Source organism: Streptomyces sp. NPDC107575 (genome assembly GCF_055657265.1).
This window is the reverse complement of the sequence record NZ_JBVKBG010000010.1, coordinates 1-22029: the sequence shown is the minus strand read 5'-3', so window position 1 is coordinate 22029 and position 22029 is coordinate 1. Positions and strand designations below refer to the sequence as shown.

At 70.7% G+C, this 22029-nt stretch carries 24 protein-coding genes and 1 pseudogene; 11 read left to right on the top strand and 14 right to left on the bottom strand.

Annotated elements, in window-relative coordinates; genetic code table 11:
• Window positions 1-6: 6 nt before the first annotated feature.
• From ACZ7L4_RS37705 to ACZ7L4_RS37695, 3 genes are read right to left on the bottom strand one after another with little or no spacing between them, the layout of a single operon-like run.
• On the bottom strand, window positions 7-747 hold the full coding sequence (locus ACZ7L4_RS37705) for a cupin domain-containing protein (RefSeq protein ID WP_472109556.1): 741 nt from the start codon (window positions 745-747) through the stop codon (window positions 7-9).
• Window positions 741-1685, bottom strand: a complete 945-nt coding sequence (locus ACZ7L4_RS37700) for a DUF6807 domain-containing protein (protein ID WP_472109555.1) — start codon at window positions 1683-1685, stop codon at window positions 741-743. Before ACZ7L4_RS37700 ends, ACZ7L4_RS37705 begins: the two co-directional genes overlap by 7 nt.
• Window positions 1682-2797 carry a Gfo/Idh/MocA family protein gene (locus tag ACZ7L4_RS37695; RefSeq protein WP_472109554.1) on the bottom strand — a complete coding sequence of 372 codons (1116 nt, stop codon included), beginning with the start codon at window positions 2795-2797 and terminating at the stop codon, window positions 1682-1684. The genes ACZ7L4_RS37700 and ACZ7L4_RS37695 overlap by 4 nt, the downstream gene beginning before the upstream one ends.
• 367 nt (window positions 2798-3164) lie before the next feature.
• On the opposite strand from ACZ7L4_RS37695, the gene ACZ7L4_RS37690 reads away from it, so the two are divergent.
• Window positions 3165-4562, top strand: a complete 1398-nt coding sequence (locus ACZ7L4_RS37690) for an MFS transporter (RefSeq protein ID WP_472109553.1) — start codon at window positions 3165-3167, stop codon at window positions 4560-4562.
• A 76-nt stretch (window positions 4563-4638) separates the two neighbouring features.
• On the opposite strand, the gene ACZ7L4_RS37685 is transcribed toward ACZ7L4_RS37690, so the two are convergent.
• The 6 genes from ACZ7L4_RS37685 to ACZ7L4_RS37660 form a co-directional block, all read right to left on the bottom strand.
• Window positions 4639-5892, bottom strand: coding sequence for a hypothetical protein (locus tag ACZ7L4_RS37685; protein ID WP_472109552.1), 1254 nt, complete (start codon window positions 5890-5892; stop codon window positions 4639-4641).
• 4 nt (window positions 5893-5896) lie between these two features.
• On the bottom strand, window positions 5897-6463 hold the full coding sequence (locus ACZ7L4_RS37680) for a hypothetical protein (protein WP_472109551.1): 567 nt from the start codon (window positions 6461-6463) through the stop codon (window positions 5897-5899).
• A 102-nt stretch (window positions 6464-6565) separates the two neighbouring features.
• Window positions 6566-7867 (bottom strand): putative T7SS-secreted protein, encoded by a 1302-nt coding sequence (locus tag ACZ7L4_RS37675; RefSeq protein ID WP_472109550.1) that lies wholly within the window; start codon window positions 7865-7867, stop codon window positions 6566-6568.
• Complete coding sequence (locus tag ACZ7L4_RS37670; RefSeq protein WP_472109549.1) at window positions 7864-8172, bottom strand: WXG100 family type VII secretion target; 309 nt, start codon at window positions 8170-8172, stop codon at window positions 7864-7866. The genes ACZ7L4_RS37675 and ACZ7L4_RS37670 overlap by 4 nt, the downstream gene beginning before the upstream one ends.
• A 325-nt stretch (window positions 8173-8497) precedes the next feature.
• Window positions 8498-9928 (bottom strand): NAD(P)/FAD-dependent oxidoreductase, encoded by a 1431-nt coding sequence (locus ACZ7L4_RS37665; RefSeq protein ID WP_472109548.1) that lies wholly within the window; start codon window positions 9926-9928, stop codon window positions 8498-8500.
• 238 nt (window positions 9929-10166) lie between these two features.
• Window positions 10167-10559 carry a VOC family protein gene (locus ACZ7L4_RS37660; RefSeq protein WP_472109547.1) on the bottom strand — a complete coding sequence of 131 codons (393 nt, stop codon included), beginning with the start codon at window positions 10557-10559 and terminating at the stop codon, window positions 10167-10169.
• A gap of 80 nt (window positions 10560-10639) precedes the next feature.
• On the opposite strand from ACZ7L4_RS37660, the gene ACZ7L4_RS37655 reads away from it, so the two are divergent.
• Window positions 10640-11176 carry a GNAT family N-acetyltransferase gene (locus ACZ7L4_RS37655; RefSeq protein ID WP_472109546.1) on the top strand — a complete coding sequence of 179 codons (537 nt, stop codon included), beginning with the start codon at window positions 10640-10642 and terminating at the stop codon, window positions 11174-11176.
• Between the two features lie 22 nt (window positions 11177-11198).
• Here the strand turns inward: ACZ7L4_RS37655 and ACZ7L4_RS37650 are convergent, their stop codons facing one another.
• The 4 genes from ACZ7L4_RS37650 to ACZ7L4_RS37635 form a co-directional block, all read right to left on the bottom strand.
• Window positions 11199-11882, bottom strand: coding sequence for a glycerophosphodiester phosphodiesterase (locus tag ACZ7L4_RS37650; RefSeq protein WP_399238825.1), 684 nt, complete (start codon window positions 11880-11882; stop codon window positions 11199-11201).
• A gap of 62 nt (window positions 11883-11944) precedes the next feature.
• The gene (locus tag ACZ7L4_RS37645; protein WP_450814659.1) at window positions 11945-12070 is read right to left on the bottom strand and encodes a hypothetical protein; all 126 of its coding nucleotides are present in this window, start codon (window positions 12068-12070) and stop codon (window positions 11945-11947) included.
• Window positions 12071-12148: 78 nt separating this feature from the next.
• On the bottom strand, window positions 12149-12751 hold the full coding sequence (locus ACZ7L4_RS37640; protein ID WP_472109545.1) for a helix-turn-helix transcriptional regulator: 603 nt from the start codon (window positions 12749-12751) through the stop codon (window positions 12149-12151).
• A gap of 26 nt (window positions 12752-12777) precedes the next feature.
• Entirely contained in the window at window positions 12778-13320 is a 543-nt protein-coding gene (locus ACZ7L4_RS37635) for a heme-binding beta-barrel domain-containing protein (RefSeq protein WP_472109544.1), read from the bottom strand.
• A 147-nt stretch (window positions 13321-13467) separates the two neighbouring features.
• Between ACZ7L4_RS37635 and ACZ7L4_RS37630 the strand changes: the two genes are divergently transcribed.
• The 6 genes from ACZ7L4_RS37630 (at window position 13468) to ACZ7L4_RS37605 (ending at window position 19697) form a co-directional block, all read left to right on the top strand.
• Window positions 13468-14598: an LLM class flavin-dependent oxidoreductase gene (locus ACZ7L4_RS37630; protein WP_472109543.1), complete on the top strand. Its 1131-nt coding sequence runs from the start codon at window positions 13468-13470 to the stop codon at window positions 14596-14598.
• Between the two features lie 64 nt (window positions 14599-14662).
• Window positions 14663-15667 carry an alpha/beta hydrolase gene (locus ACZ7L4_RS37625; protein WP_472109542.1) on the top strand — a complete coding sequence of 335 codons (1005 nt, stop codon included), beginning with the start codon at window positions 14663-14665 and terminating at the stop codon, window positions 15665-15667.
• An 81-nt stretch (window positions 15668-15748) separates the two neighbouring features.
• Window positions 15749-17158, top strand: a complete 1410-nt coding sequence (locus ACZ7L4_RS37620; RefSeq protein ID WP_472109541.1) for a DUF6421 family protein — start codon at window positions 15749-15751, stop codon at window positions 17156-17158.
• Window positions 17159-17190: 32 nt separating this feature from the next.
• Complete coding sequence (locus ACZ7L4_RS37615; protein WP_327664762.1) at window positions 17191-17952, top strand: SDR family NAD(P)-dependent oxidoreductase; 762 nt, start codon at window positions 17191-17193, stop codon at window positions 17950-17952.
• A complete protein-coding gene (locus tag ACZ7L4_RS37610) occupies window positions 17949-19019 on the top strand; it encodes a threonine aldolase family protein (protein ID WP_472109540.1) in 1071 nt (356 codons plus the stop codon). Before ACZ7L4_RS37615 ends, ACZ7L4_RS37610 begins: the two co-directional genes overlap by 4 nt.
• A gap of 78 nt (window positions 19020-19097) precedes the next feature.
• Window positions 19098-19697 carry a transglutaminase domain-containing protein gene (locus ACZ7L4_RS37605; protein WP_472109539.1) on the top strand — a complete coding sequence of 200 codons (600 nt, stop codon included), beginning with the start codon at window positions 19098-19100 and terminating at the stop codon, window positions 19695-19697.
• 10 nt (window positions 19698-19707) lie between these two features.
• Here the strand turns inward: ACZ7L4_RS37605 and ACZ7L4_RS37600 are convergent, their stop codons facing one another.
• Window positions 19708-20436: a lysophospholipid acyltransferase family protein gene (locus ACZ7L4_RS37600; RefSeq protein WP_422479987.1), complete on the bottom strand. Its 729-nt coding sequence runs from the start codon at window positions 20434-20436 to the stop codon at window positions 19708-19710.
• Window positions 20437-20622: 186 nt separating this feature from the next.
• Here ACZ7L4_RS37600 and ACZ7L4_RS37595 point away from each other — a divergent pair, with 186 nt between their 5' ends.
• From ACZ7L4_RS37595 to ACZ7L4_RS37585, 3 genes and pseudogenes are all read left to right on the top strand, one after another.
• Window positions 20623-20943 carry a TlpA family protein disulfide reductase gene (locus ACZ7L4_RS37595; RefSeq protein ID WP_472109538.1) on the top strand — a complete coding sequence of 107 codons (321 nt, stop codon included), beginning with the start codon at window positions 20623-20625 and terminating at the stop codon, window positions 20941-20943.
• A gap of 228 nt (window positions 20944-21171) precedes the next feature.
• On the top strand, window positions 21172-21678 hold the full coding sequence (locus ACZ7L4_RS37590) for a flavin reductase family protein (RefSeq protein ID WP_472109537.1): 507 nt from the start codon (window positions 21172-21174) through the stop codon (window positions 21676-21678).
• Window positions 21679-21938: 260 nt separating this feature from the next.
• A pseudogene (locus ACZ7L4_RS37585) lies at window positions 21939-22029 on the top strand (electron transfer flavoprotein subunit beta); the annotation flags it as partial.

Genomic DNA, 22029 nt, shown 5'->3' with positions numbered 1-22029 from the left:
GTGCCCTCAGCGCGGCACCGTCGCCCCCTCGACGCCGTACTCCTCGCGCCGCCCGCACATGCCCAGGCCGCCGTGGCGGGTGGGCGTCGCCGTGTGGGCCGTCGACGCGGCCAGGTAGCCGTCCGCGTCGCCCCGCTCCAGGGCGTCGAGCTGGGCGCCCGTGCGCTCGGCTGCGGCCAGGGCCCCGGTGCGCCACAGCTCGCGCCAGGCGGCCACACGCGGGCGGACCAGCTCCGCCGCCGCCCGCTGGAACGCGCGCAGCGGCTCCGCGTCGCCCGCCGCCAGCGCCTCGCGCAACGGCAGATAGCCCTCGACCGCGAGGTCCCGGCGACGGCGCGCGGCGGCCTCCGCCTCGGGGCCCGCCGGGCCGGGCAGCGCGGCCGCCGCCGCGTACTTCTCCGGGTCGGCCAGATACTCGGGCGGGAACGTGAACACCGCGTCGCCCGCCTCCGGCAGCCCGCTGTTCTGCATCAGGACGGTGATCCGCAGATCCTCGCCCTGCACCATGCGGTGCACCGTGCCCGGCTCGAACCACGCGAGCGACCCGGCCTCCAGGGGCGTGTCCCGGTAGCCGTCCGGGCTCAGCGTCTGCACGGCGCCGCGCCCGCCCGTCACGACGTACGCCTCCGTGCACACCAGGTGCAGATGCGGACTGCCGCCGCAGACACCGTCCGCCGCCTCCCAGTCGTACGCGGAGATGTGGGACAGGCCGATCCCGCCGGGCAGCGGCCGGTCCAGGCTCACCACGCCAGCTCCTTCAGGCGGCCCGCGACCTGCTCCTTGTCCCAGGCGCCGTCGGCGACCACGATCCGGTACCGGTAGCGGAACGTCTCGCCCGCAGGCAGCGCGAACTCCTCGAAGAACGCCCAGGAGAACGCGACCGTCGGGATCGGCTCCGAGCGCACGAACCAGTGCGAGGCGTGGATCGCGTCCACGTTCTCCGGAGCGTGCTCGAAGACGAGCGTCGAGTGGGCGTCCACGTCGTCGTGCTCACCGGTGAACGCCAGCCACGGACCTTGCGTCCCCATCAACTCGCTGTCCGGGGCGTCCCCTTGCGGCCCGAAGACCTTGCCGCCCGTGAAGTCGCGCGGCCCGCGCCACTGCAGCCCGGTGTACCCGGCCATCTCGCGCCCCGCCGTGGTCGGCGAGCCGAAGCGCAGCGCCTCGCCGTCGGCGCGGGTGTTCGTCAGCTCGATCGACCAGTCGACGGCGTACGAACCGGACTCCGCGTCCACCGCGTGCACCCGCACCCCGCGCCGCTCGCGGGCCCACTCGGCGCCGCCGTTCTCGATCCAGGTGAGGCGCTCGGACAGGGACAGCTCGTCGCCACCGACCTCCACGGCGTCGAAGCCGTCGTGGCGCATCGAGCCGATGCGGTCGTGCAGCGGCAGATAACCCTCGCCGTGGACGTAGCAGTTGCCGCCCCAGAAGTTCTGCCCGGAGAGGTGGCTCGCCGTCATCTGGAGGCCCTTGTGCCAGCGGTGGTCGTTGGGCCGGTAGCCCGAGACCAGATTGCCGGACAGGGTGCGCAGCGGATGCACGTACGGCTTGCGTGCCTCGAAGGCCTCCGGGTCCGGCTTGTAGACGTACGAGAAGAGATCCGTGCCGGTCGCGGCGGCGCGCACCACGACGCGGTCGCCGTGGATGTGGTTGACCTGAAGGGTGTTCCCGACGTCACTGCTCACTGCTGCGGGCTCCAATCCGGGTGGTCGCCGTGCATGGCGGCGTAGAACGGGTCGCCGGGGCCGATCTCCCCGGCCGTGACCGTGGCACCGGTGAACGCCGACTTGTACAGCGCGGCGGCGAACTCCAGCGTGCCGCGGGCGCTTCGGCCGCTGCCGGGCGGGCGGGTGCCGGCGTCGTACGCGTCGAGCAGCGCGGTCAGCTGCGCGGTGTGCGAGCTGGGTACGTCGGCGGTGGGCGCGGGCGGCTGCTCGCTGCCGGGGGCCGGGGTGTAGCGCCAGTTGTCGTTGTCGTGCCCGTACAAGTGCGTCAGCTCGACCGTGGCCTTCTCGCAGTCGATGCGGATGCGGCTGGTCTCGTCGGGGGAGAGCACGGAGTTGACGACGGTGGCGAGCGCGCCGTTCTCGAAGCGGACGAGCGCGGTCGACACGTCCTCGCTCTCCGTGTCGTGCACCAGGCGGGCCGCCATCGCCCGGATCTCGGTCCACTCGCCGAGCAGGTGCAGCATCAGGTCGTACTGGTGGATGCCGTGGCCCATGACCGGGCCGCCGCCCTCGCTGGCCCACTTTCCGCGCCAGGGCACCTCGTAGTAGGCGGCGTCGCGGTACCAGGTCGTCTGGCAGTGGGCGACGAGCGGGCGGCCGAGCGTGCCCTCGGAGAGCAGCGAGCGGGCGTGCACGGCGCCCGAGCCGTAGCGGTGCTGGAAGACGACGGACGCGTAGGCGCCGCTGGCCTCCTCGGCGGCGGCGATCTCGTCGTACTCGGCGAGGGACAGGGTGAGCGGCTTCTCGCACAGCACCCAGGCGCCGGACTTGAGCGCCGCGACGGTCTGCTCGCGGTGGAAGACGGGCGGGGTGCCGATGAGGACGAGATCGGGCCGCGCCGCGTCCAGCATCGCGGTCAGTTCGGTGTGCACGGAGACGTCCGCGAAACCGGCCTCGGCGGCCCGGGCGCGGAATCCGTCGAGGCGGGCCTGGTCCACGTCGACGGCGGCGACGAGTTCGACGCGGTCGCGCAGGGAGCTGAGGGCGGGCAGATGGCTGCCGGTGACGATCGCGCCGGTGCCGACGACGGCGGCACGCAGACGGGATCCCTGACGTGAGGGGCTTGGCATGCGGGTTCCTCGCGGAGAGCTGACGGGTGGAAAGCGCTTTCCGTTCCTCGTGACCCTAAGCGGGGGGTGCGGGTCCGGACAAGGGGGCCCGGGTGGGGGAGTTGTCGGGGGTGACCGCCACTTTGAAACGTATCAGTCTCTTCACGTCTCACGACGAGGAAAGCCCCGGAATCCATTGACAGGGCCGTACGCCCCGGGTTCGTATGGACCCGCCCGCAGGTCGACCGCCTGTCGCCGTCGAGCGCGGAGCCGCGAGGCCGCCATCAATGGAGCGTTTCAAGAACGGTGACGACCGTCTGCCGTGCAAGCGCTTTCTGCTCGGTGCTGTGGCCTGATCGCACTGATCACATCAAGGAGAGCCATGAGCGTGACCGCGTCAAAGGAGTCGCGTACCGCGGACGCGCCCGCCGCCGGGCGGGCGATGTCGAGGAAGGCCGCGGCCAGCGGCTGGATCGGCAGTGCCCTCGAGTACTACGACTGGTTCATCTACGCCCAGGCGGCGGCGCTCGTCTTCCCCGGGATCTTCTTCCCCGAGGGCAACGCGACGATCGCCGTGCTCGCGTCGCTCGGCACCTACGCCGTGGGCTACGTCGCACGTCCCATCGGCGCCGCCGTGCTCGGTCACTGGGGGGACAAGAAGGGCCGCAAGGACGTCCTCGTCCTGGCCATGCTCCTGATGGGCGTCTCCACGTTCGTGGTGGCGCTGCTGCCCACGTACGGCCAGGTCGGGATCATCGCGCCGATCCTGCTGACCCTCGTCCGTCTCGTGCAGGGCTTCGCCGTGGCGGGGGAGTTGAGCGGCGCCAGCGCGATGATCATCGAGCACGCGCCGCACGGCAGGCGCGGCTTCCTCGCGAGCTTCGCCCTGCACGGAACGGTCGCGGGCCAGATCCTCGGTGCCGCGATCTTCCTGCCCATGTCGATGCTGCTGTCCGACGAGGCGTTCAAGTCCTGGGGCTGGCGCATTCCGTTCGTGCTCAGCGCCGTGGTGGTCATCGCCGGCTTCCTGATCCGGCGGCGCGTCGAGGAGACGAAGACCTTCGAGGAGCAGCAGGAGGCCGGTCCCGAGGCGCACAAGGTGCCGCTCGTCGAGGCGTTCCGGGAGAACTGGCGGGAGATCGTGCGCGCGGTGTGCATGACGCTCGTCAACGTCATCGGCGTCACGGTCTCCGTGTTCGGCGGCGCCTACGCGACGCAGTCCGGCTACGGCGTCGGCATGAGCACGACCGTCTACCTCTGGATCCAGATCGCCGCGAACGTGGCCGGCATGTTTGTCGTCCCGGTCTTCGGCCACCTCTCCGACCGGTTCGGGCGCCGCCCGATCATGATCGCGGGCGGGCTGGCGGCGGGCCTGCTCTGCTACCCGTACCTGTGGGCGGTCAGCTCCAACAACGTGCCGCTGACCTTCCTCCTCGCGGTCCTCTCCTGGGGTGTCGCCTACCAGTCCTGGAACGCCACGTTCGCCTGCTTCTTCCAGGAGCTGTTCCCGGCGGCCCGCCGGGTCACCGGGTTCGCGCTGGCGCAGAACATCGGCCTGGCGATCGTCGCGTTCCTGCCGACGATCTTCACGATGGTGGCGCCGCCCGGCTCCTCGAACGTGCCGCTCACCATCGGCACGCTCTGCCTCGCCATCACCGTCGTCGCCTCGATCGCGACGTGGAAGTCCCCGGAGACGTACCGCATCCCGCTGGACCGCCTCGGCAGCCCGGACGCGGAGCCGCTGTCGCGGGAGGCGTACGAGGAGCTGCGCGCGGCGGGGGAGTGAGCCGGGCGCGCGGCTCGCTCACGTAAAACGCTCGGCTGGGAAACCCCAGCCGAGCGTTTCGTCGTGGTCCGGTCCGTCAGTGCGCCACGCCCAGCAGCACGGCAAGACCGGCCGCGATCGCGCCGAGCACGGCCACGGCGATGACGCCGAACAGGACGTACCCGAGCCAGGCGTCGTTGCGCGGCCCCCGCCACCCCGCCTTGGCGCCGACCTGCGCGACGACGGCGACGCCGAAGTCCTTGTTGTGCGGGCTCGGGTCCAGGGCGGCGGCCCCGGCGTTCGCCACGCGCTCGAAGGTCTTCCATTCGACCTGTCCGCTCCGGGACCTGGGGCCCATGGTGCCGTCGGAGCCGAGCGGGTGACAGTCGTAGGAGACCTTGATCCTGCGCTTGTCCGCGTCCGGTGTCACGCGCCACACTCGCACCTCGTCGCACCCCTGCCAGCGGGGATCGGTCAGCTCCGGCACGATGTTGAACCACGACTGCGTGGCCTCGATCCGGTACGGGGCGCCGTAGTACGCGATCTGCTGCCGCACGTGCGCGATCAGCTCCTCGGCGGCGGACGCGTCGCCGCCCGCGGGCGCGGCGCTGCCACCGGCATCCGACGTGCCCTGCGCGGGCCCGGCGGCACCGACGCCGACCGGCTGCCGAGCAGCCACCAGATCGGCGACGTCGCTCAGGAACTCCAGTGCCGGCTCGATCTCTTGTGGCGACTGCTCGTCCTTGTCCCAGCTGATCAACTCCGTGTCGGTGAACCGCAGAGGATACTTCGCGGCCCGCGGATCATTGAGCAGGAACTCGGCGAGCGGCCCGTCCAACGCGGCGGCGGCGACGGACGGCTGCAGCGTTCGCACGGTGAACCGCTCGTCGAACTCCGGGTGCCCGATGCGGGCATCGTCCTCTGCCCCGAACGCCCGCCGCAGCATCCCGGTGCGCTGCACCATGAACGAGCCGACGGAGTGCGGGAGTTGAACCGACCACAGGGCGTACGTCGAGCTGCTGCTGTCGTCGCTGGAGCCGTCACCCATGTCGCCGTGGGGCATGGAGGTGGAGACGACGTACCCCTCAACTGCTGCCGCGTCGCGCCCGCGGTAGGGGCCGTGGCAGTAGTCCGTGAAGGTCACCCCCTTCCGGGAGCCGACCGGAAACGGCGCGTCGCCCAGGAACCGGTCGGCTTCGCCGTCCGAGGGCTCCTTGACGAGCTGCCACCCCAGTCGCGAGGTCAGCTCCGCGTACTTGCCCAACTCTCGGTTGCGTCGCCACCGTTGCCACAGCGAGGTCACGACGAGGAAGATCAACCACAATGCCAAAATGATGATGAAGGCGAACACGACGTCACACCTCCCCATCGCCCGGCGTCGGCGTCCCGCCGGTGTCGGTTCTTGACTCCGCCCCGGGACCCACCGGGCGCACGGTGTGGAGGAAGTCCTGGAAGTCGTCCAGGACCTCGTCCAGTTGGTCGGCCCGTGCCGTCAGCGCGATCTCGAACTCGGCATAGCGGTCCGGCCGGTGAACGTCCTCAACGAGCAGCAGAACCTGGCTCTGGCACAACTGCACGGGATGGCTGTCCTGCTGCGCGTAGACCCGCACGTTCTGGACGACGCCGGCCGCGCCCGCGAGTCCCTGCGCGAAGCCGGGGCCTACATCGGTGCGCTTGACGAGCTCGACAGGGCCCACCGTGTCCCGCAGCCGCTGCAGAGACTCGTCGGCGAGTTCGTGCAGGTCGACGGCGGTCTCGCGGGGACGGCCCGTGATGGTGATGTTCGGGATGAAGCCCGAGCCCCGCGAGGCGAGATGGAGGGCGACGAACGCGGCGTGCGGAGCCCCGACCTCCTCGGGCGGGGCCGACTGCCAGCCCGGTGGGACCTCACAGGTCAGCGGTACCGGAAGGGTCTCCGGCATGGTGAATCAACTCCTTGACGTGCACGTGCACAATTCGTAGCAGTTCGCGATGGTGATGGCCGAAGCCGGTGACGATGTGGAGAACGGACACGCACCGGCGACTCATCCGAAGACGGAACCGACCGCCTCGAACTTGTCCGCGGTCCAGTCCTTGGCGTCCCCGGTCCAGTCCTTGGCGGCACTCCCGGCGTCTCCCAGGGTGTCGGCCACCTTGCCGGGGTCGATCTCGACCTGTCCGCCGAGATGCCCGCCGACACCGAGCGCCGCGCCGACGTCGGCTCCGATGACCAGCTTGCCGTCCTTCATACCGGCGTCGGCGTGTGCCTCGGCTCCGATTCCAGCCCAGCCCTCGGCGCTGCCACCGACGCCGACACCCGCGACGGAGGCATGTCCCTCTGCCGTCGCCTTGGCCCCGGCGAATGCCTCGCCGCCGGCGTGGGCGCCGTCCTTGCCGACGGACATGGCGGCGTTCGCCTCGCCGCCCACGTATCCCGTGGCCTTGCCGGACGTTTCGAACACGCCGGCCTCGTACTTGCCCTCGGCGGAACCCTGTGCCAAGTACGCTTTCGCGGACGCCTGAGCCTGAAGCCTGTTGTCCTCGATCCCGGCCCCGGCGCTGCCCTCCACACCGAGTGTGTCGAAGCTCGCCCGTCCGGACACGTCTCCGCCGAGCGCGCTGCCGTGTCCCGAAGTCTCCGCGCCCCACACCTTCGCGTCGCCGGAGACCGACCCGAGGTCCGCGCTGAGCCCGAGGGCCTTGTCGCGCCGTTCCTCGGTGGCCTGCTGGTCCTGGTTGTTGCCCCAGCCCCTGTAGTACTTGCCCCTCTTGTCCTCCTCGCCCTCGGGAGGCTCGGCCTGGCCAGGCAGTCGCCATGGATTGGCGCCGAACTGCTTCGACTCCCAGAACGACAGCGCGGACTCCCCGGCCTGGGACTGCGCGTCCTGCGCCGCCCAGTACAGCCAAGCAGGAGCGTCGGAGTCCGAACCGCCGACCTTCTCGAACCGCTTCTTCGCCGTGTCGCCCGCCGACTCGACCTGGCTGCGCGCCGACTCGAGTTTGTCCTCGGCGCCGATCTCGTCACCGGCGTCGTACAGGTCCACGGCCTCCGCGGCCTGCTCCTGACCCCACTCGAGCACGCCGGCGTAGTCCTGAAGTGCGGCAGAGGCCCTCCGCAACGAGTCGGCACCGCGGTACCACTTGCTCTTCTGCGGCGAGAAGTCGTCCCAGAAGGCGTCGCTTGCGTCACCGTTCCAGCCCGGCGTGCGCACGGAGTGCAGACCGTCGCCGATGGCCTCAACGGCACTGGCTCTCTTGGTCAGTTGTCCAGCGGATCCGTACAGCTGGGACGGGTCACCGGGAACGAGGTCCTTCGGGTCGCTGCTCTCGCCCAGTTTGGCCGTCACAGAACAACCGGCCCGCGCTGGGGCGCGAACGATCCGTGGACGAGCTGCTCTTGGCGTTCGTATTGGAGTGCTGTGTCGGCCAGTTTGTCGGCCGATCCCTCACCGTCGTCCTTGAGGGTCTTGGTCAACGCCTGGTGCCACGTGGCCATCAGTTCGTCGAATGCCACCTCGGCGGCGGAATGGCCGAAGTCGGGTGTGTCCTCGGCAATTTTGTCGAGATGGATCTTGTCCGCTTCGTTCACCGCGTCGCGGATCTTCTTGGCTGCGGAACGCAGCACTTCTGGCTCGACGGAATACCCCGTCATCGATCTCCCCCATGCCATTTCCTGATCGCCCGAACCGGGCGAGCGGGGAGTCTACGTGATCTTGGGGCTCCCGATTGCGCGTCGCCGGGCCGTCAACTGCCCAGGTCAGAGGGGGAGTTCTGGAGAATGTGCTGGTTGCGTGAACCCTGGCTCGGTCCTGATGGCCGCCCCTGGCTTCGGGATCAGCACTCGAAAGGGTGGGGTGCTGCCAGCAAGTCCTTTACTCCGACGGCCAGTTACTCAATGCTCCGGGAGGAAGGTGGGCAGCCCCGGGATGGGGGCTGCCCACAAGACAACGGAGGCGGGGTCGCGTGCCCCGGTGATGTCAGGTGATCGGAAGGTGTGGCTTCTCCGGGGACATCGACCTGCCATCCACCCGTGACGTCACCACCTCGTGGAGTTCCTCGGGGGAGAGGTACGCGTCGGTCATCTCGAAGTCCCGGAGGGTCGCGGGGCGATGGCGTTGGAAGCCGGTGCGGACGAAGTCGTCGCCCGCCACCGCGTTGAGGGTCCAGTTGGCCGCCGTGCGGAAGCGCGCGGTCAGGGTGCGCAGTGCGCCGATGTGGTAGCCGCGTGCCACGACCTGGGCGGGCAGGCCCGTCAGTTGGATGCCCAGGGGCTTCGACACGGCCTGGATGCCGCCCAGGTCGACGACGAGGCCGAGGTCCTTGTGGCGGTAGGGCGCCAGCGCGGTGCCGCGTACCGAGGCGAGGATGTTGCGGGCCGCCGCCCAGCCCTGCCGCATCGCGTGCTGCGCGGTCGGCGGGCACATCGCGTCGCCGCCCTTGACGAGGTCGGGCACGGCCGCCGCGTCGCCGAGCGCGAAGACGCCGTCGAGGCCGGGCACGGTCAGCTCGGGCGTGACCACGAGCCGGCCGCGGTTGGTCTCGGCGCCTAGGGTCGCCACCAGCGGGCTGGGCGCGACGCCGGCCGTCCAGATCAGCGTGTGGCAGGGCAGCTCGCGCCCGTCGGTGAGCGTGACCGTGTCCTCGGTGACGCTCGCCACCGACACCCCGAGCGAGACGTGCAGTCCGCGCCGCTCCAGGATGTCCATCGCCTTGTCGCCGAGCCGCTCGCCCAGTTCCGGCATGAGCTTGGGCGCGACATCGACGAGGTGCCACTTGATGAGCTTCGGGTCGAGCCCCGGATAGCGCTTGACCGCCGCGGTCGTCAGGCGCTGCAGATACGCGGCCGTCTCCGTGCCCGCGTAGCCGCCGCCGACGACCACGAACTGCAGCCGCGCCTCGCGCTCGGCCGGGTCGGAGCTGGCCGCCGCCAGGTCCAGCTGCGTGATCACGTGGTCGCGGATCCAGGCCGCCTCCGCGAGCGTCTTCACGCCGACCGCGTACTTGTCCAGGCCCGGGATGTCGAACTGGCGCGTCACGCTGCCCGGCGTGAGCACCAGGTAGTCGTAGCGCTCGACACTGACCTCGCCGTTTATCTTCCGTACGACGACGGCCTTCGCCTGCGGGTCCACGCCGATCGCGCCGCCCGGCACGATCTGGGTGCGCCGCAGCATCCGGCGCAGCGGCACCGCCACGGACTGCGGGGTGAGCACGCCGGAGGCCACGTGCGGCAGCAGGGGCAGATACAGCTGGTGCGCGGTGGGGCTGATGAGCCGCAGCACCGCCTCTCCGGGCTTGAGCTCCTTCTCCAGCTTGTGCGCGCACTCCATCCCGGCGAATCCCGCGCCGATGATCAGGATCCGGGGGACGGACGACGAACGGGAAGCGCTGGTGTTCCGCGGAGTGGTCATGTCGGATCTCTCCTGGGGTGGGCTGCGTGGGACCTGTGGTGCGTCGTCGATCCCTGCGTATCCGGATTCGGCACGCCCGAATCCCGAACTCACGCCATCCTCCGTCCCCGGCCGGTCCCCCGCACGCGAACCGGGGACCTTACGGGACACCCGGGCCCGCGCCCCACCGCACCCGAACGACCGCGTACGCAGGGCGCCGGGCATAGGCCGTTCGAGCGAGGAGGGTGCCCGGGGCGGCTCAGATTCCCGGCCGATACCGGATCGGATGCTCCTGCGGCACCTCGACGAGGACGATCTCGTGGCCGTCCGGGTCCGTGATCCACATTTCGACGAGGCCCCACGGCTCCTTGACCGGCTCCCGCGTCACGGTGACGCCGCGCTCGGCCAGCTCGTCGTGCGCCGCGTGCACGTCCGCCACCTGCATCCACAGCTTGAGGCTCGGCACCGGGGGCTCCGCGGAGCGCCCCGCCACCTCCAGGAACCCGCCGCCCAGGAAGTACACGGTGCCCCGCTCGGGCCCGGTGCCGAACTCCCGGTAGACCGCGAGGCCCAACGCCTCCCCGTAGAACGCGCGCGACCGCTCGGGATCGGTCGGCCGGATCAGGACCCTGCTGCTCAGTACGTGAACCATGCCGACGCAGCGTAGTGCGGTCGCGTTAACCTCGACGGCGCCCCCGTACGTCAGCCGCCCGAGAAGTCGGAGACCGCCCCATGACCATCGTCGACCTCGCCTTCCGTGACGCCGAACCCGAGGACGTCGACGTACTCGTCGCGCTCGTCGAGTCGGCCTACCGAGGGGACTCCAGCCGGGCCGGCTGGACCACGGAGGCGGACATTCTGGAGGGGCAGCGGACCGACCCGCAGGGCGTGCTGGACGTCATCGAGGCCCCCGACAGCCGGCTGCTCACGGTGGAGCGGGACGGGACGGTCGTCGCCTGCTGCCAGCTGGAGCACCGCGGCGACCACGCCTACTTCGGCATGTTCGCGGTCAGCCCCACCCAGCAGGGCGCGGGGCTCGGCAAGACGATCATCGCGGAGGCCGAGCGCAGGGCGCGCGAGACGTGGGGCGTCAGCGAGATGCACATGACGGTGATCGACGCCCGCGAGGACCTCATCGCCTGGTACGAGCGGCGCGGCTACCGCCGTACGGGACGGTTCACCCCGTTCCCGTACGGCGACGAGCGCTTCGGCATCCCGCAGCGCGACGACCTGAAGTTCGAACTGCTCGTCAAGCCGCTCGACGACTAGTCACGCGGTTCTTCACGCCCAGTCACGCCGTGAAGCGGCCCGTCCGCTTGATCTCCGGGTAGTCCGTCGTCGCGCCGTCGAGGCCGAGCGCCCGCACGAGCCGCAGATCGTCCTGGGTGTTCACGACCCAGCCGATGATCCGCAGGTCGGCCTTGCGGGCGTGCTCGACGATCTCCTGCGTGAGGCGCCGGATGTTCAGCACCAACGTGGTGGCGCCCGCGGTGACGGCCCGCTCGACGACGCCCGTGCCGTAGCGGCTGGCGACCAGCGCCGTGCGCACGCCGGGCACCAGCCGGGCGATCTCGGCGATCGCCTCGTCGTGGAACGAGATCACCTCGACCCGGTGCACCAGATCGCGGCGCAGCATCACATCGGCGAGCGCCCGCGCCGCCGCCGTGTCCTTGATCTCGGCCTGCAGCGGAGTGCCGACCGCGTCGACCACCTCCTCGAAGACGGGTACGCGCTCTCCGCGTCCCGCGTCGAGGCCGCGGATCTCGGCGAGGGTCTTCTCGGCGATCGGCCCGTGGCCGTCCGTGGTCCGGTCGACGTCGGCGTCGTGCATGACGACGAGCGCGCCGTCCTTGCTCAGATGCAGGTCCAGTTCGATGATGTCGAGGCCCCCGCGCTCGGCGGCGACGAAGGACCGCAGGGTGTTCTCGGGTTCGACACCCATGGCTCCGCGATGCCCGATGGTGAGGAAGTTCAAGGTCGTCTCGCCTCCGTCGACTGGCGCTCGGTGCTGCCGCGCGGACGCGACAGACTCGTACACTAACGGGCCGTCCACGCGAGGGAACCGTGCCTGCGAGAAGGACCGGAGTCGTGGGTTCTGGTGCCCACCACCCCGAGGATCAGTCCAGTGATCACGGCGGCGACGAGGACGGCACGGGTACTCATGGCGGATGCGCCTCCGGGCGGTACGGGCAGGGGGTACGGCCCGTCATACCGGGAGGGTCACCCGCGGCGCGAGCCCGCTCACCCGGTGGTGGGCGCGTCCCCGCCGGCGTTGACTTCGGGGGAGGCGGGCAGCGCGGCCAGGTCCGCCAACATGCCCCGAGCGAGCTCGACTTCGGCCGCCAGGTGCCGCTCGCTCCAGCGCAGCGCGATCTGCGGGTGCGCCCACGCCTCCACGCCCTGGGCCCGCGCCGCCGCGTCCCGCACCTCCTTCAACTCGCCCTCGGTGCGCGCCACATGTTCCTCGACGAGCGTGCGCAGCCGCTCCGGATCGGCGAGATGGCCGAGCCACACGCGCAGCAGCACCGGGTGCCGCAGCGACACGGCGGCCGTGTCCCGGTCGCCGTCCGCCCACGCGGCGAGCGCGTCCCGGCCCGCGCGCGTGATGGCGTACGTGCGCTTGGTGCGCGGCTCCTCAGGGCCTGAGCGCCTGGACGTGGCGTAGCCGAGCCCTTCGAGTCTGCGCAGTTCGGCGTAGATCTGGCTGAACGCGGGGGAGCCGTAGAAGAAGCGCAGCGACGCGTCCGCCCACTTCTTCAGCTCGTACCCGGTCCGCTCGCCGGGCGGGAAGGACAGCAGCCCGAGCACGGCCCAGGCGGTCGGCGGCAGCTGCGTGGTCGGCATGGCTCCGCATTGAAGCCAGCTTCAGGTCACGGGCGCAAGACCTCCATGCGACGCAGCCGCGCGGAGAGGTGGTGCTGGAGCGGCTGCCCGACGGCGGCCATGTCGTGGCTGAACGTCAGGGTGCCGTCATCGGTGAGCGTGTAGCGGCGCCCGGTGGCGTCGACCTGCTTGGCGGTCGGGGTCATGGCGACGGTGTCCGTGGCGAGTTCAACGGTCCCGTCGGCGACCTGCCCCACCATGACCTCCGCGACCCCGGTGGGCTGCGTGATCAGCGCCTCGACCCGCCCCTCCGGCTGCACCCGCCACCACCCGCTCTCCCGCGCGGCGGGCCGCACGGCAGCGTCCTCGCCGTCGATCAGCCAGGCCCGCGCTTCGTAGCGCAGAAAGGGCCTGCCGTCATGGCTGAACGTGACCTCCTGCGCGTACGTGAAATTGCCGTCCAGGGTGGGGTATTCACCCCGCCCCCGCCCGTGCCAGCTCCCGATCAGCCCGAGAACGGGCGCGAGCAGGGGGTGCGGCTCGGGGGTCTCGGTGTACGGGTACGAGGGGGCAGGGGCGGGGTCGAACACGGGTGACTCCTGGGGCTAGGGGGTTACCGGGGAAGCGTAGAGCGTGCCCGGACCGCCGGTGCGGAGCGTCGTGCCCCTTCCCATCTCTGACGACTCGTCATATAGCTATTAGTCATATGGCCCCAGTCCAGCCCCCGGGAGGGAACCGTGAAGTTCTCCGTCATCTTCGAGGCCCAGCTCGCCGACCCCACCGTCGAGCGGGAGCACCAACTGCTGCGGGACAGCGTCGAACAGGCCGTGTTCGCCGAGGAGATGGGGTTCGACCGGGTCTGGGCGGTCGAGCATCACTCGCTCAAGTGGTACGCGCACATGTCGGCGCCGGAGATCTTTCTGACCTGGGTCGCGGCGCGCACGTCCCGGATCCGGGTCGGGCACGGCGTCGTGTGCATGCCGTTCAACTTCAACCACCCCGCGCGCGTGGCCGAGCGTGCCGCGATGCTCGATCTGTTGTCCGGCGGGCGGCTCGACCTCGGGGCGGGGCGCGGTGGCACCACGCAGGAGACGTCGCTGTGCGGGGTCGACAAGGAGCGGACCACGCAGGAGGTCGAGGAGGCGCTGCGGATCATCGGGAAGGCGTGGGAGAAGGACGAGTTGGAGCATCACGGCCCGCTCCTCGACATCGACCCGCATCCGATCCTGCCGCGGCCGGCCCAGACCCCGCACCCGCCGCTCTTCCTCGCGTGCAGCCGCACGGAGACGCTGCGCCAGGCCGCCGAGCTCGGCGTCGGCGCGCTGGTGATGGGGTTCGCGGGCCCGGAGGCGATCGCCGACATGCGCGGCGCCTACGACGCGGCGCTCGCGGCGCGCACCCCCGAGCGGCTCGTCTCGTCCGTCGTCAATGATCACTTCTCGGTCCTGTGCCCGACCATCGTGCTCGACGACCGGGAGACGGCCCGCAGCATCGGCATCCGCGGCCAGCGCTTCTTCGCGCAGTCCATCGGCCACTGGTACGGCGGCGCGGGCATCCCCGACGAGGCCGTCGTGGAGGGCGCGGACGAGGCGGAGGAGATGCGCCGGGCCGCCGAACAGGTCGTCGCCCGCCTCCACGAGCACCACATCCCCGTCCGCCCCACCGCCACGGCCACCTTCAACGCCGACCACGCGTACGGCACCGCCGACGACGCCATCGCGTACGTCGAGCGGCTCCGTGACGCGGGCGCCGACGAGATCATGTGCCTCGTCCAGATGGGCACGGTGCCGCAGGAGGCGTGCATGGAGACGCTGCGGCAGTGGGGCGAGAAGGTGATCCCGCACTTCCGCGGCGACGGCGGTGCGTGATGCCCGCCGCTGGGCAGGGATCCGTCCGCCGTTCTGCACCGTCACACCGACCCAGGAGCCGCCCATGACCCCCGACCCGGTCGACCGCCTCGCCCCCGAGGCCCGGCCCCTCGTCGATGCCATCACCGCCGCGTTCCCCGACCTCGGCGGCGCCGTCACCGATGCCGTTGAGGCCCGCAGGATTCTCGCCGCGGCGCCCGATTCGCCGTTCCCCGCGCCCGTGGTGGGGGCCGTCGAGGACCGCGAGATACCCGGGCCGCCGGGTGCGCCCGCGATACCGGTGCGCGTGTACCTGCCGGAGCCGGACGCCGCGCCCGGCCCCCGCCCCGTCGTCGTCTTCTTCCACGGCGGCGGCTGGGTCATCTGCGACCTCGACAGCCACGACCACACCGCCCGCGCCCTGTGCCGGGACGCGGGAGCCGTCGTCGTGTCGGTCGACTACCGGCTCGCGCCCGAGGCCCCGTTCCCCGCCGCCGTCGAGGACGCGTACGCCGCCGTGTGCTGGGTCGCCGACCACGCGTCCGAACTGGGGGCCGACCCGGGGGCGCTGACCGTGGCGGGCGACAGCGCGGGCGGGAACCTCGCCGCCGTCGTCGCCCAGATCGCCCGCGACGAGGACGGCCCCGCCATCGCGCACCAGGTCCTCGTCTACCCCGCCACCGACGCCCGCCAGAAGTCCGGCTCCTTCGACGCCAACGCCGAGGGCTACTTCCTCACCGCCGCCCACTGCGGCTGGTTCCGCGAGCAGTACCTGGGCGCGGACGGCGACCCCGCCCACCCCCACGTATCGCCGCTGCTCGCCGAGGACCTCGCCGGGCTGCCCGCCGCGCACATCGTCACCGCCGGCTGCGACCCGCTGTGCGACGAGGGGCGCGCGTACGGGAAGGCGCTTCGGGACGCGGGCGTCGCGGTCACGGAGGGCCACTTCCCGGGGATGTTCCACGGATTCTTCGGGTTCCCCGAGCTTCTGGAGGACTCCCGGCAGGCCCTGGCGGGTGCGGTGGAGGCGATTGCGGCCACCGCCCGCCACAGGAAAAACAGCGGTGATCTAGGGGGTGGCGCAGGATAATTTCCCGGGGTCCCCCTTGTGGTCGGGAACCTCGCGTGTCTACGGTGTCCTTACGCGAGGTTCTCCCGTGGAGGTTGGGACATGACGGAAATTCTTGTGCAGGCTGGCGCGGAGGGGACGGATTCTCCGGTCCAGGTGGTCGGACCCAGGGTGGTGGAACACCCGGCCTGGCCGTTGCTCAAGGACGCCGTGGAGGAGTTCAGGCCCCTGCAGAGCGCGGACGGGTCGATCGACTTCGAGGCCGAGGGCGCCCCGGCGAAGGCCGACGCCGAGCGGATCCTGGGCCGTGTCATATCCGCGGTCGAGGAGCTGGCCCCGCTGCTGCCGCACGACGCCGCGTACCACGAGGCGCTCGTGCACGACCTGCGCCGCTGGGCGGACGGCGGCTTCGAGGTCCCGGACTTCCTTGACTCGCTGCTCGCCTTCCAGCCCGCGGCCCAGCGCCGGGACGGCCTCCAGCACCTGGTCGTCTTCCCGATGTACACGCAGAACGGCAATCCGGACCGGAACCTGGAAGCCGTCGTGCTGAAGATGGTCTGGCCGGAGTGGCTCGCCGAGCTGGAGGCGACCCGCTACGACAACCCGCTGTTCTGCGGCATCACCTTCGAGGACTTCACCTCCGGGTACGACACGAACTCGGCGGTGCTCTTCCCGGAGACGATCGCCGTGCGCGAGGCGCCCGAGCGCTTCTCCTGGGGCGGCATCTTCTGCGACCGCGAGGCGGCCCGCTTCCGTCGCGTCACCGAGGCCGCCGTCGACATCCTCGGTGTCGAACTGCCCAAGGACATCGAGGAGATGGTCGCGGACCAGGAGCGCTGCCAGCAGGCGTTCGTGCTGTGGGACATGGTCCACGACCGCACGCACAGCCACGGCGACCTGCCCTTCGACCCGTTCATGATCAAGCAGCGCCAGCCGTTCTGGATGTACGGCCTCGAGGAGCTGCGCTGCGACCTCACCGCCTTCAAGGAGGCCGTGAAGCTGGAGGCCGACGGCGTCCCGCAGGCGCGCGACGTGCAGTACGCCGTGCTCTTCGACCGGATGTTCCGCTTCCCGGTCACCGGCGACCGCGTCAAGAACTACGACGGCCTGGGCGGGCAGCTCCTCTTCGCGTACCTGCACAAGCACGACGTGGTGCGCTGGACGGACAACAAGCTGCACATCGACTGGCAGCGCGCCCCCGAGGTCACCAACCAGCTGTGCGGCGAGATCGAGCAGCTGTACCGGGACGGCATCGACCGCCCGAAGCTGGTGCACTGGTTCGCCGCGTACGACCTGGTGTCGACGTACCTGTCCCCGCACCCGGGCTCCACCTGGGCCAAGGGCCCGGACGCCCTGGACACGTCGCTGCCGCCGCGCAAACTCGTGGACGAGGTGCTTCCCGACGAGTTTCCGCTCAGCATGTTTTATGAGGCGCTTTCGAAGAAGCTGAAGAAGGTGATCGCCTCCACGAAGGGGATCACCGCGGAGAGCACCGAGCGGGTGGCCGCGTGAGCCACGGCGAACAGCAGCAGGAGGCGACGGACATGACCGACACCAACGGGACCAGGGACACGCTGGACGGTGCGGTGATCGCGGTCGCCGGAGCCGCAGGACCGGCCGGAAAGGCCACCCTCAAGCGGCTCGCGGAGGCCGGCGCCACCGTCATCGGGGCGGACGCCGACGCGGAGCGCCTGGTGGCGGCGGTCGACGAGGCGCGCTACGCGCACGGCGGCGCCACCGTCATCGGCGACAACGTCGACCTGCTCGACCTGCACGCCACCCGCGACTGGGCGGGCCGCATCGAGAAGGACTTCGGGCGGGTCGACGGTCTCGTGCACCTGGTGGGCGGCTGGCGCGGCGGCGCCACCTTCGCCGACACCGACCTCGCCGACTGGGACCTGCTCGAAAAGCTCCTGATCCGCACGGTGCAGCACACCTCGCTCGCGTTCTACGAGGGGCTGTCCCGCAGCGACCGCGGCCGCTACCTGCTGATCAGCGCCGCGGGCGCCTCCAAGCCGACCGCGGGCAACGCCGCGTACGCCGCCTCCAAGGCCGCGGCCGAGGCGTGGACGCTCGCGCTGGGCGACTCCTTCCGCAAGGCGGGGGGCGAGGCGGGCCCGCAGCAGGCGGCTGCGATCCTGGTGGTCAAGGCGCTGGTGCACGACGCGATGCGCGCCGAACGCCCCAACGCGAAGTTCGCGGGCTTCACGGACGTCACGGAGCTGGCCGAGGCCATCACCGGCGTCTGGGAGCGGCCCGCCGCCGAACTGAACGGGACCCGTCTGTGGCTGACCGAGAAGCCGTGAACCCTGCGAAGACCGATGCCCACCGGCGTCACGACCCCGACACCAGGGGCTTCGCCAGCGACAACTACGCGGGGGGCCACCCCGAGGTGATGGCGGCGCTCGCCCTCGCCAACGGCGGGCACCAGGTCGCGTACGGCGGGGACGAGTACACGGACCATCTCCAGCAGATCATCCGCAGCCACTTCGGCCCCACCGCCGAGGCGTTCCCGGTGTTCAACGGCACGGGGGCCAACGTCGTCGCGCTCCAGGCGGTCACCGACCGCTGGGGCGCGGTGATCTGCGCCGATTCCGCGCACATCCACGTGGACGAGGGCGGCGCCCCCGAGCGGATGGGCGGTCTGAAGCTGCTCACCGTGCCGACCCCGGACGGCAAGCTCACCCCCGAGCTGATCGACCAGCAGGCCTACGGCTGGGACGACGAGCACCGGGCGATGCCGCAGGTCGTCTCGATCACGCAGTCCACCGAACTCGGCACGCTCTACACGCCCGACGAGATCCGCGCGATCTGCGTGCACGCCCACGAGCGCGACATGGTCGTACACCTCGACGGCTCCCGGATATCCAACGCCGCCGCGTCCCTCGACGTCCCGATGCGGACGTTCACGAACGCGGTCGGCGTCGACATCCTGTCGCTCGGCGGCACCAAGAACGGCGCGCTGTTCGGCGAGGCCGTCGTCGTCCTCAACCAGGACGCGGTGCGCCACATGAAGCACCTGCGCAAGCTGTCGATGCAGCTGCACTCCAAGATGCGCTTCCTGTCGGTGCAGTTGGAGGCGCTGTTCGCCAAGGACCTGTGGCTGCGCAACGCCCGGCACGCGAACGAGATGGCCCAGCGCCTCGCCGAGGGCGCCCGCGCCGTCGACGGCGTCGAGATCCTCTACCCGGTGCAGGCCAACGGCGTCTTCGCCCGCCTCCCGCACGACGTATCCGAGCGCCTCATGAAGAAGTACCGCTTCTACTTCTGGGACGAGGCGGCCGGCGACGTGCGCTGGATGTGCTCCTTCGACACGCGCGAGGAGGACGTCGACTCCTTCGTGGCGGCCCTCAAGGAGGAGATGGCGCGCTAGCCGCCGGCATCGCATAGATATGCGGCCGACCGTAAATGTATTGACTTACGGTCGGCCGCATTTCTATGCTCCCGAGGCATGGAGCTGATCCAGCAGAACCCCGATCTGTCCGCCTACTTGGCGGCCGACGACGCCGTCGACCATCACCACCCGCTCGTACGCGAGACGGCGGCGCGCCTCGCGCGCGATGTCGCCGACACATATGCATACGCCCGGGCGGCCTACGAGTTCGTACGTGACGAGATTCCGCACTCCGCCGACAGCGGAGACCCGCGCGTCACCTGGCGGGCGTCGGACGTCCTGGAGAAGGGCACCGGAATCTGCCACGCGAAGGCGCACGCGCTGGCGGCGCTGCTGCGCGTCGAGGACATTCCGACGGCGCTCTGCTACCAGCGGCTGACGCACGACGCGGGGACGAGCTGGTGCGTGCACGGCCTGGTGGCCGTCCGGCTGCGCGGCGCGTGGCACCGACAGGACTGCCGGGGCAACAAGCCGGGCGTCGACGCCCAATTCGCCCTGGACGGGGAGCGGCTGGCGTGGACGCCCGACCCGGAGGCCGGGGAAGTGGACTACCCGGCGCTCCACGACGCGCCGCATCCGGCGGTGCTCGACGCGCTGCGCGGCGCGCCGGACCGTCCGTACTTGTGGGAGCACCTTCCGGACGCGCTCCCGATGTGACCTGAGGGCCTCAGCCGGCCTCGGCGGCCTTGACCTCTTCCGGGGTCGGGGCGGTGCCGCCGAGGTGTGCCGGCATCCACCACGTGTCGTCGGGGCCCTTGGGGCGCACCGGGTAGGCGCGCTGCGCGGCCTCGAGCAGCTCCTGCATGCGCGTGCGCAGGCGGCGCGTGATCGCTCCCGCGTACTGGTCGCTCGGTGCCTCCATGGCCTCACCGACGCGGACCGTGATCGGGATGTGCTGCCGCTTGAAGTTCTTCGGGCGGCCCTTGGTCCACAGCCGCTGCGTGCCCCACAGCGCCATCGGGATCAGCGGCACCCCGGCCTCCTGGGCCAGGCGCACGGCGCCCGTCTTGAAGCTCTTGAGCGTGAAGGACTCCGAGATCGTCGCCTCCGGGAAGACGCCGATGATCTCGCCCGAGCGCAGCGACCGCAGCGCGTGCTGGTACGCGTGCTCGCCCTGGGAGCGGTCCACCGGGATGTGCTTCATGCCGCGCATCAGCGGACCCGAGATCTTGTGGCGGAAGACCGACTCCTTGGCCATGAAGCGGACGAGACGCTTCTGTGGAAGGGCCGCCAGGCCGTCGAAGATGAAGTCCAGGTAGCTGATGTGATTGCTGACCAGGACCGCTCCGCCGGTACGCGGAATGTTCTCCGAGCCCTTGCAGTCGATCTTCAGGTCGAGCGCCTTGAACATCGTGCGGGCGGCGCCGATGACCGGAGGGTAGACGAGCTCTGCCATGGAGGGGGTTGGCCCTTCAGTAAGTTACGCGGCCGTAGGTTTTCCGGCTTGCGCAGATCGTGCCCCATCAACGGCCGGGTGGCCAGTCCTGGTTCCAGCACCGTAAGAGATCCTTGTCACGTGCCGGGAATATGCGAACGGCCGGAAATCGCTGCACTGGAGGCGGCGGAACGAAGGAGGAGCAGGGTGACGGTCGGCGAACAGACGTGGGACGCCGCGCAGTTGGGCGAGGAGCTGGGGGAGCGGGCGACGCTCGTGCAGTTCTCCAGCGCGTTCTGCGCCCCCTGCCGGGCCACCCGCCGGGTCCTCGACGAGGTCGCCGCGATGGTCCCGGGCGTGTCCCACGTGGAGATCGATGCGGAGGCCCGCCTCGATCTCGTACGGGACGCGGGCGTGCTCAAGACCCCGACCGTGCTCGTCCTGGACGCGCGCGGGCGCGAGGTGCGCCGGGCGGCGGGTCAGCCGCGCAAGGCGGACGTCATCGCGGCGCTGGGCGAAGCGGTCTGAGGCGCGCCGGTGTGGGCTGGGCGGGTGTGACGCGTGACGCATCTCCCAGATGACGGAACGCACTTGACTGCATGCGCCACGTATCGTCAGAGTGACCTTATGCCTTCGGAACTCCTTCTCGTCGAGCGGGTCCACGTGGACCTGGCTCGCTGTTCGAGCGCCCGCTGTCCGCGCGTCTGACGCAGCCACGGCCCCTTGCTCGAACCCTCCTGCCAGAAGGACAACTCCATGACGGCCACGCCCGACCTGCGCACCGCCCAGGCAGCGACCCCCGAACTGTTCCGCTCCGTCTTCCGTCAGCACGCGGCCGGTGTGGCGGTGGTCACGGCGCCCGGTGCGCCCCCCGTCGGCTTCACCGCCACCTCCCTCGCCTCCGTCTCCGCGACGCCCCCGGTCATCTCGTTCGGCATCGGCATCGGCTCGTCGAGCTGGCCGACCGTCGCCGAGGCGGAGCATGTCGGCGTGCACATACTCGGCGAGCACCAGGCCGAACTCGCGGCGACTTTCGCGAAGAGCGGCGCCGACCGCTTCGGCGCGCCCACCCGCTGGTTCGACGGCCCCGAAGGGGTGCCGATCCTCGACGGCGTGCTCGCCTGGCTCGTCTGCAGGGTCATCGCGCGGGTGCCCGCGGGGGACCACCAGATCGTGCTCGCGGAGGCGGTCTGCGGCGACCCGGCGGGCGCCGGTCGCCCGCTGCTGTACCACCAGGGCCGCTTCAACGGGCTGCGGGACTGAAAGTTCCTGCACGGAGCGGTTACGCACCGTTGGCAAGGTCACAGTTCAAAGCGCTTGCTTAGTGGGCATAACCTGGGTGTACTGGCGAGTAACCTTTTGATCGGAGCGCGGGCCGCCCCGACCGGAAGAGTCCGCACAAGGCGCATATGCTGCCTGCGAGTAGGCATTTTCAGCCGCAGCAGTACAGCTAGGCGTGTGGCCAGCACAGCTGGCAGCAAGACAGCCGCCCAGATAAAGACGATTGCAGTAGGAGAGCCGGCGTGAGCTTGAGGATCGTTGTCACCGTGAAGTACGTGCCGGACGCCACGGGCGACCGGGGTTTCGCCGATGACCTGACGTTGGACCGTGACG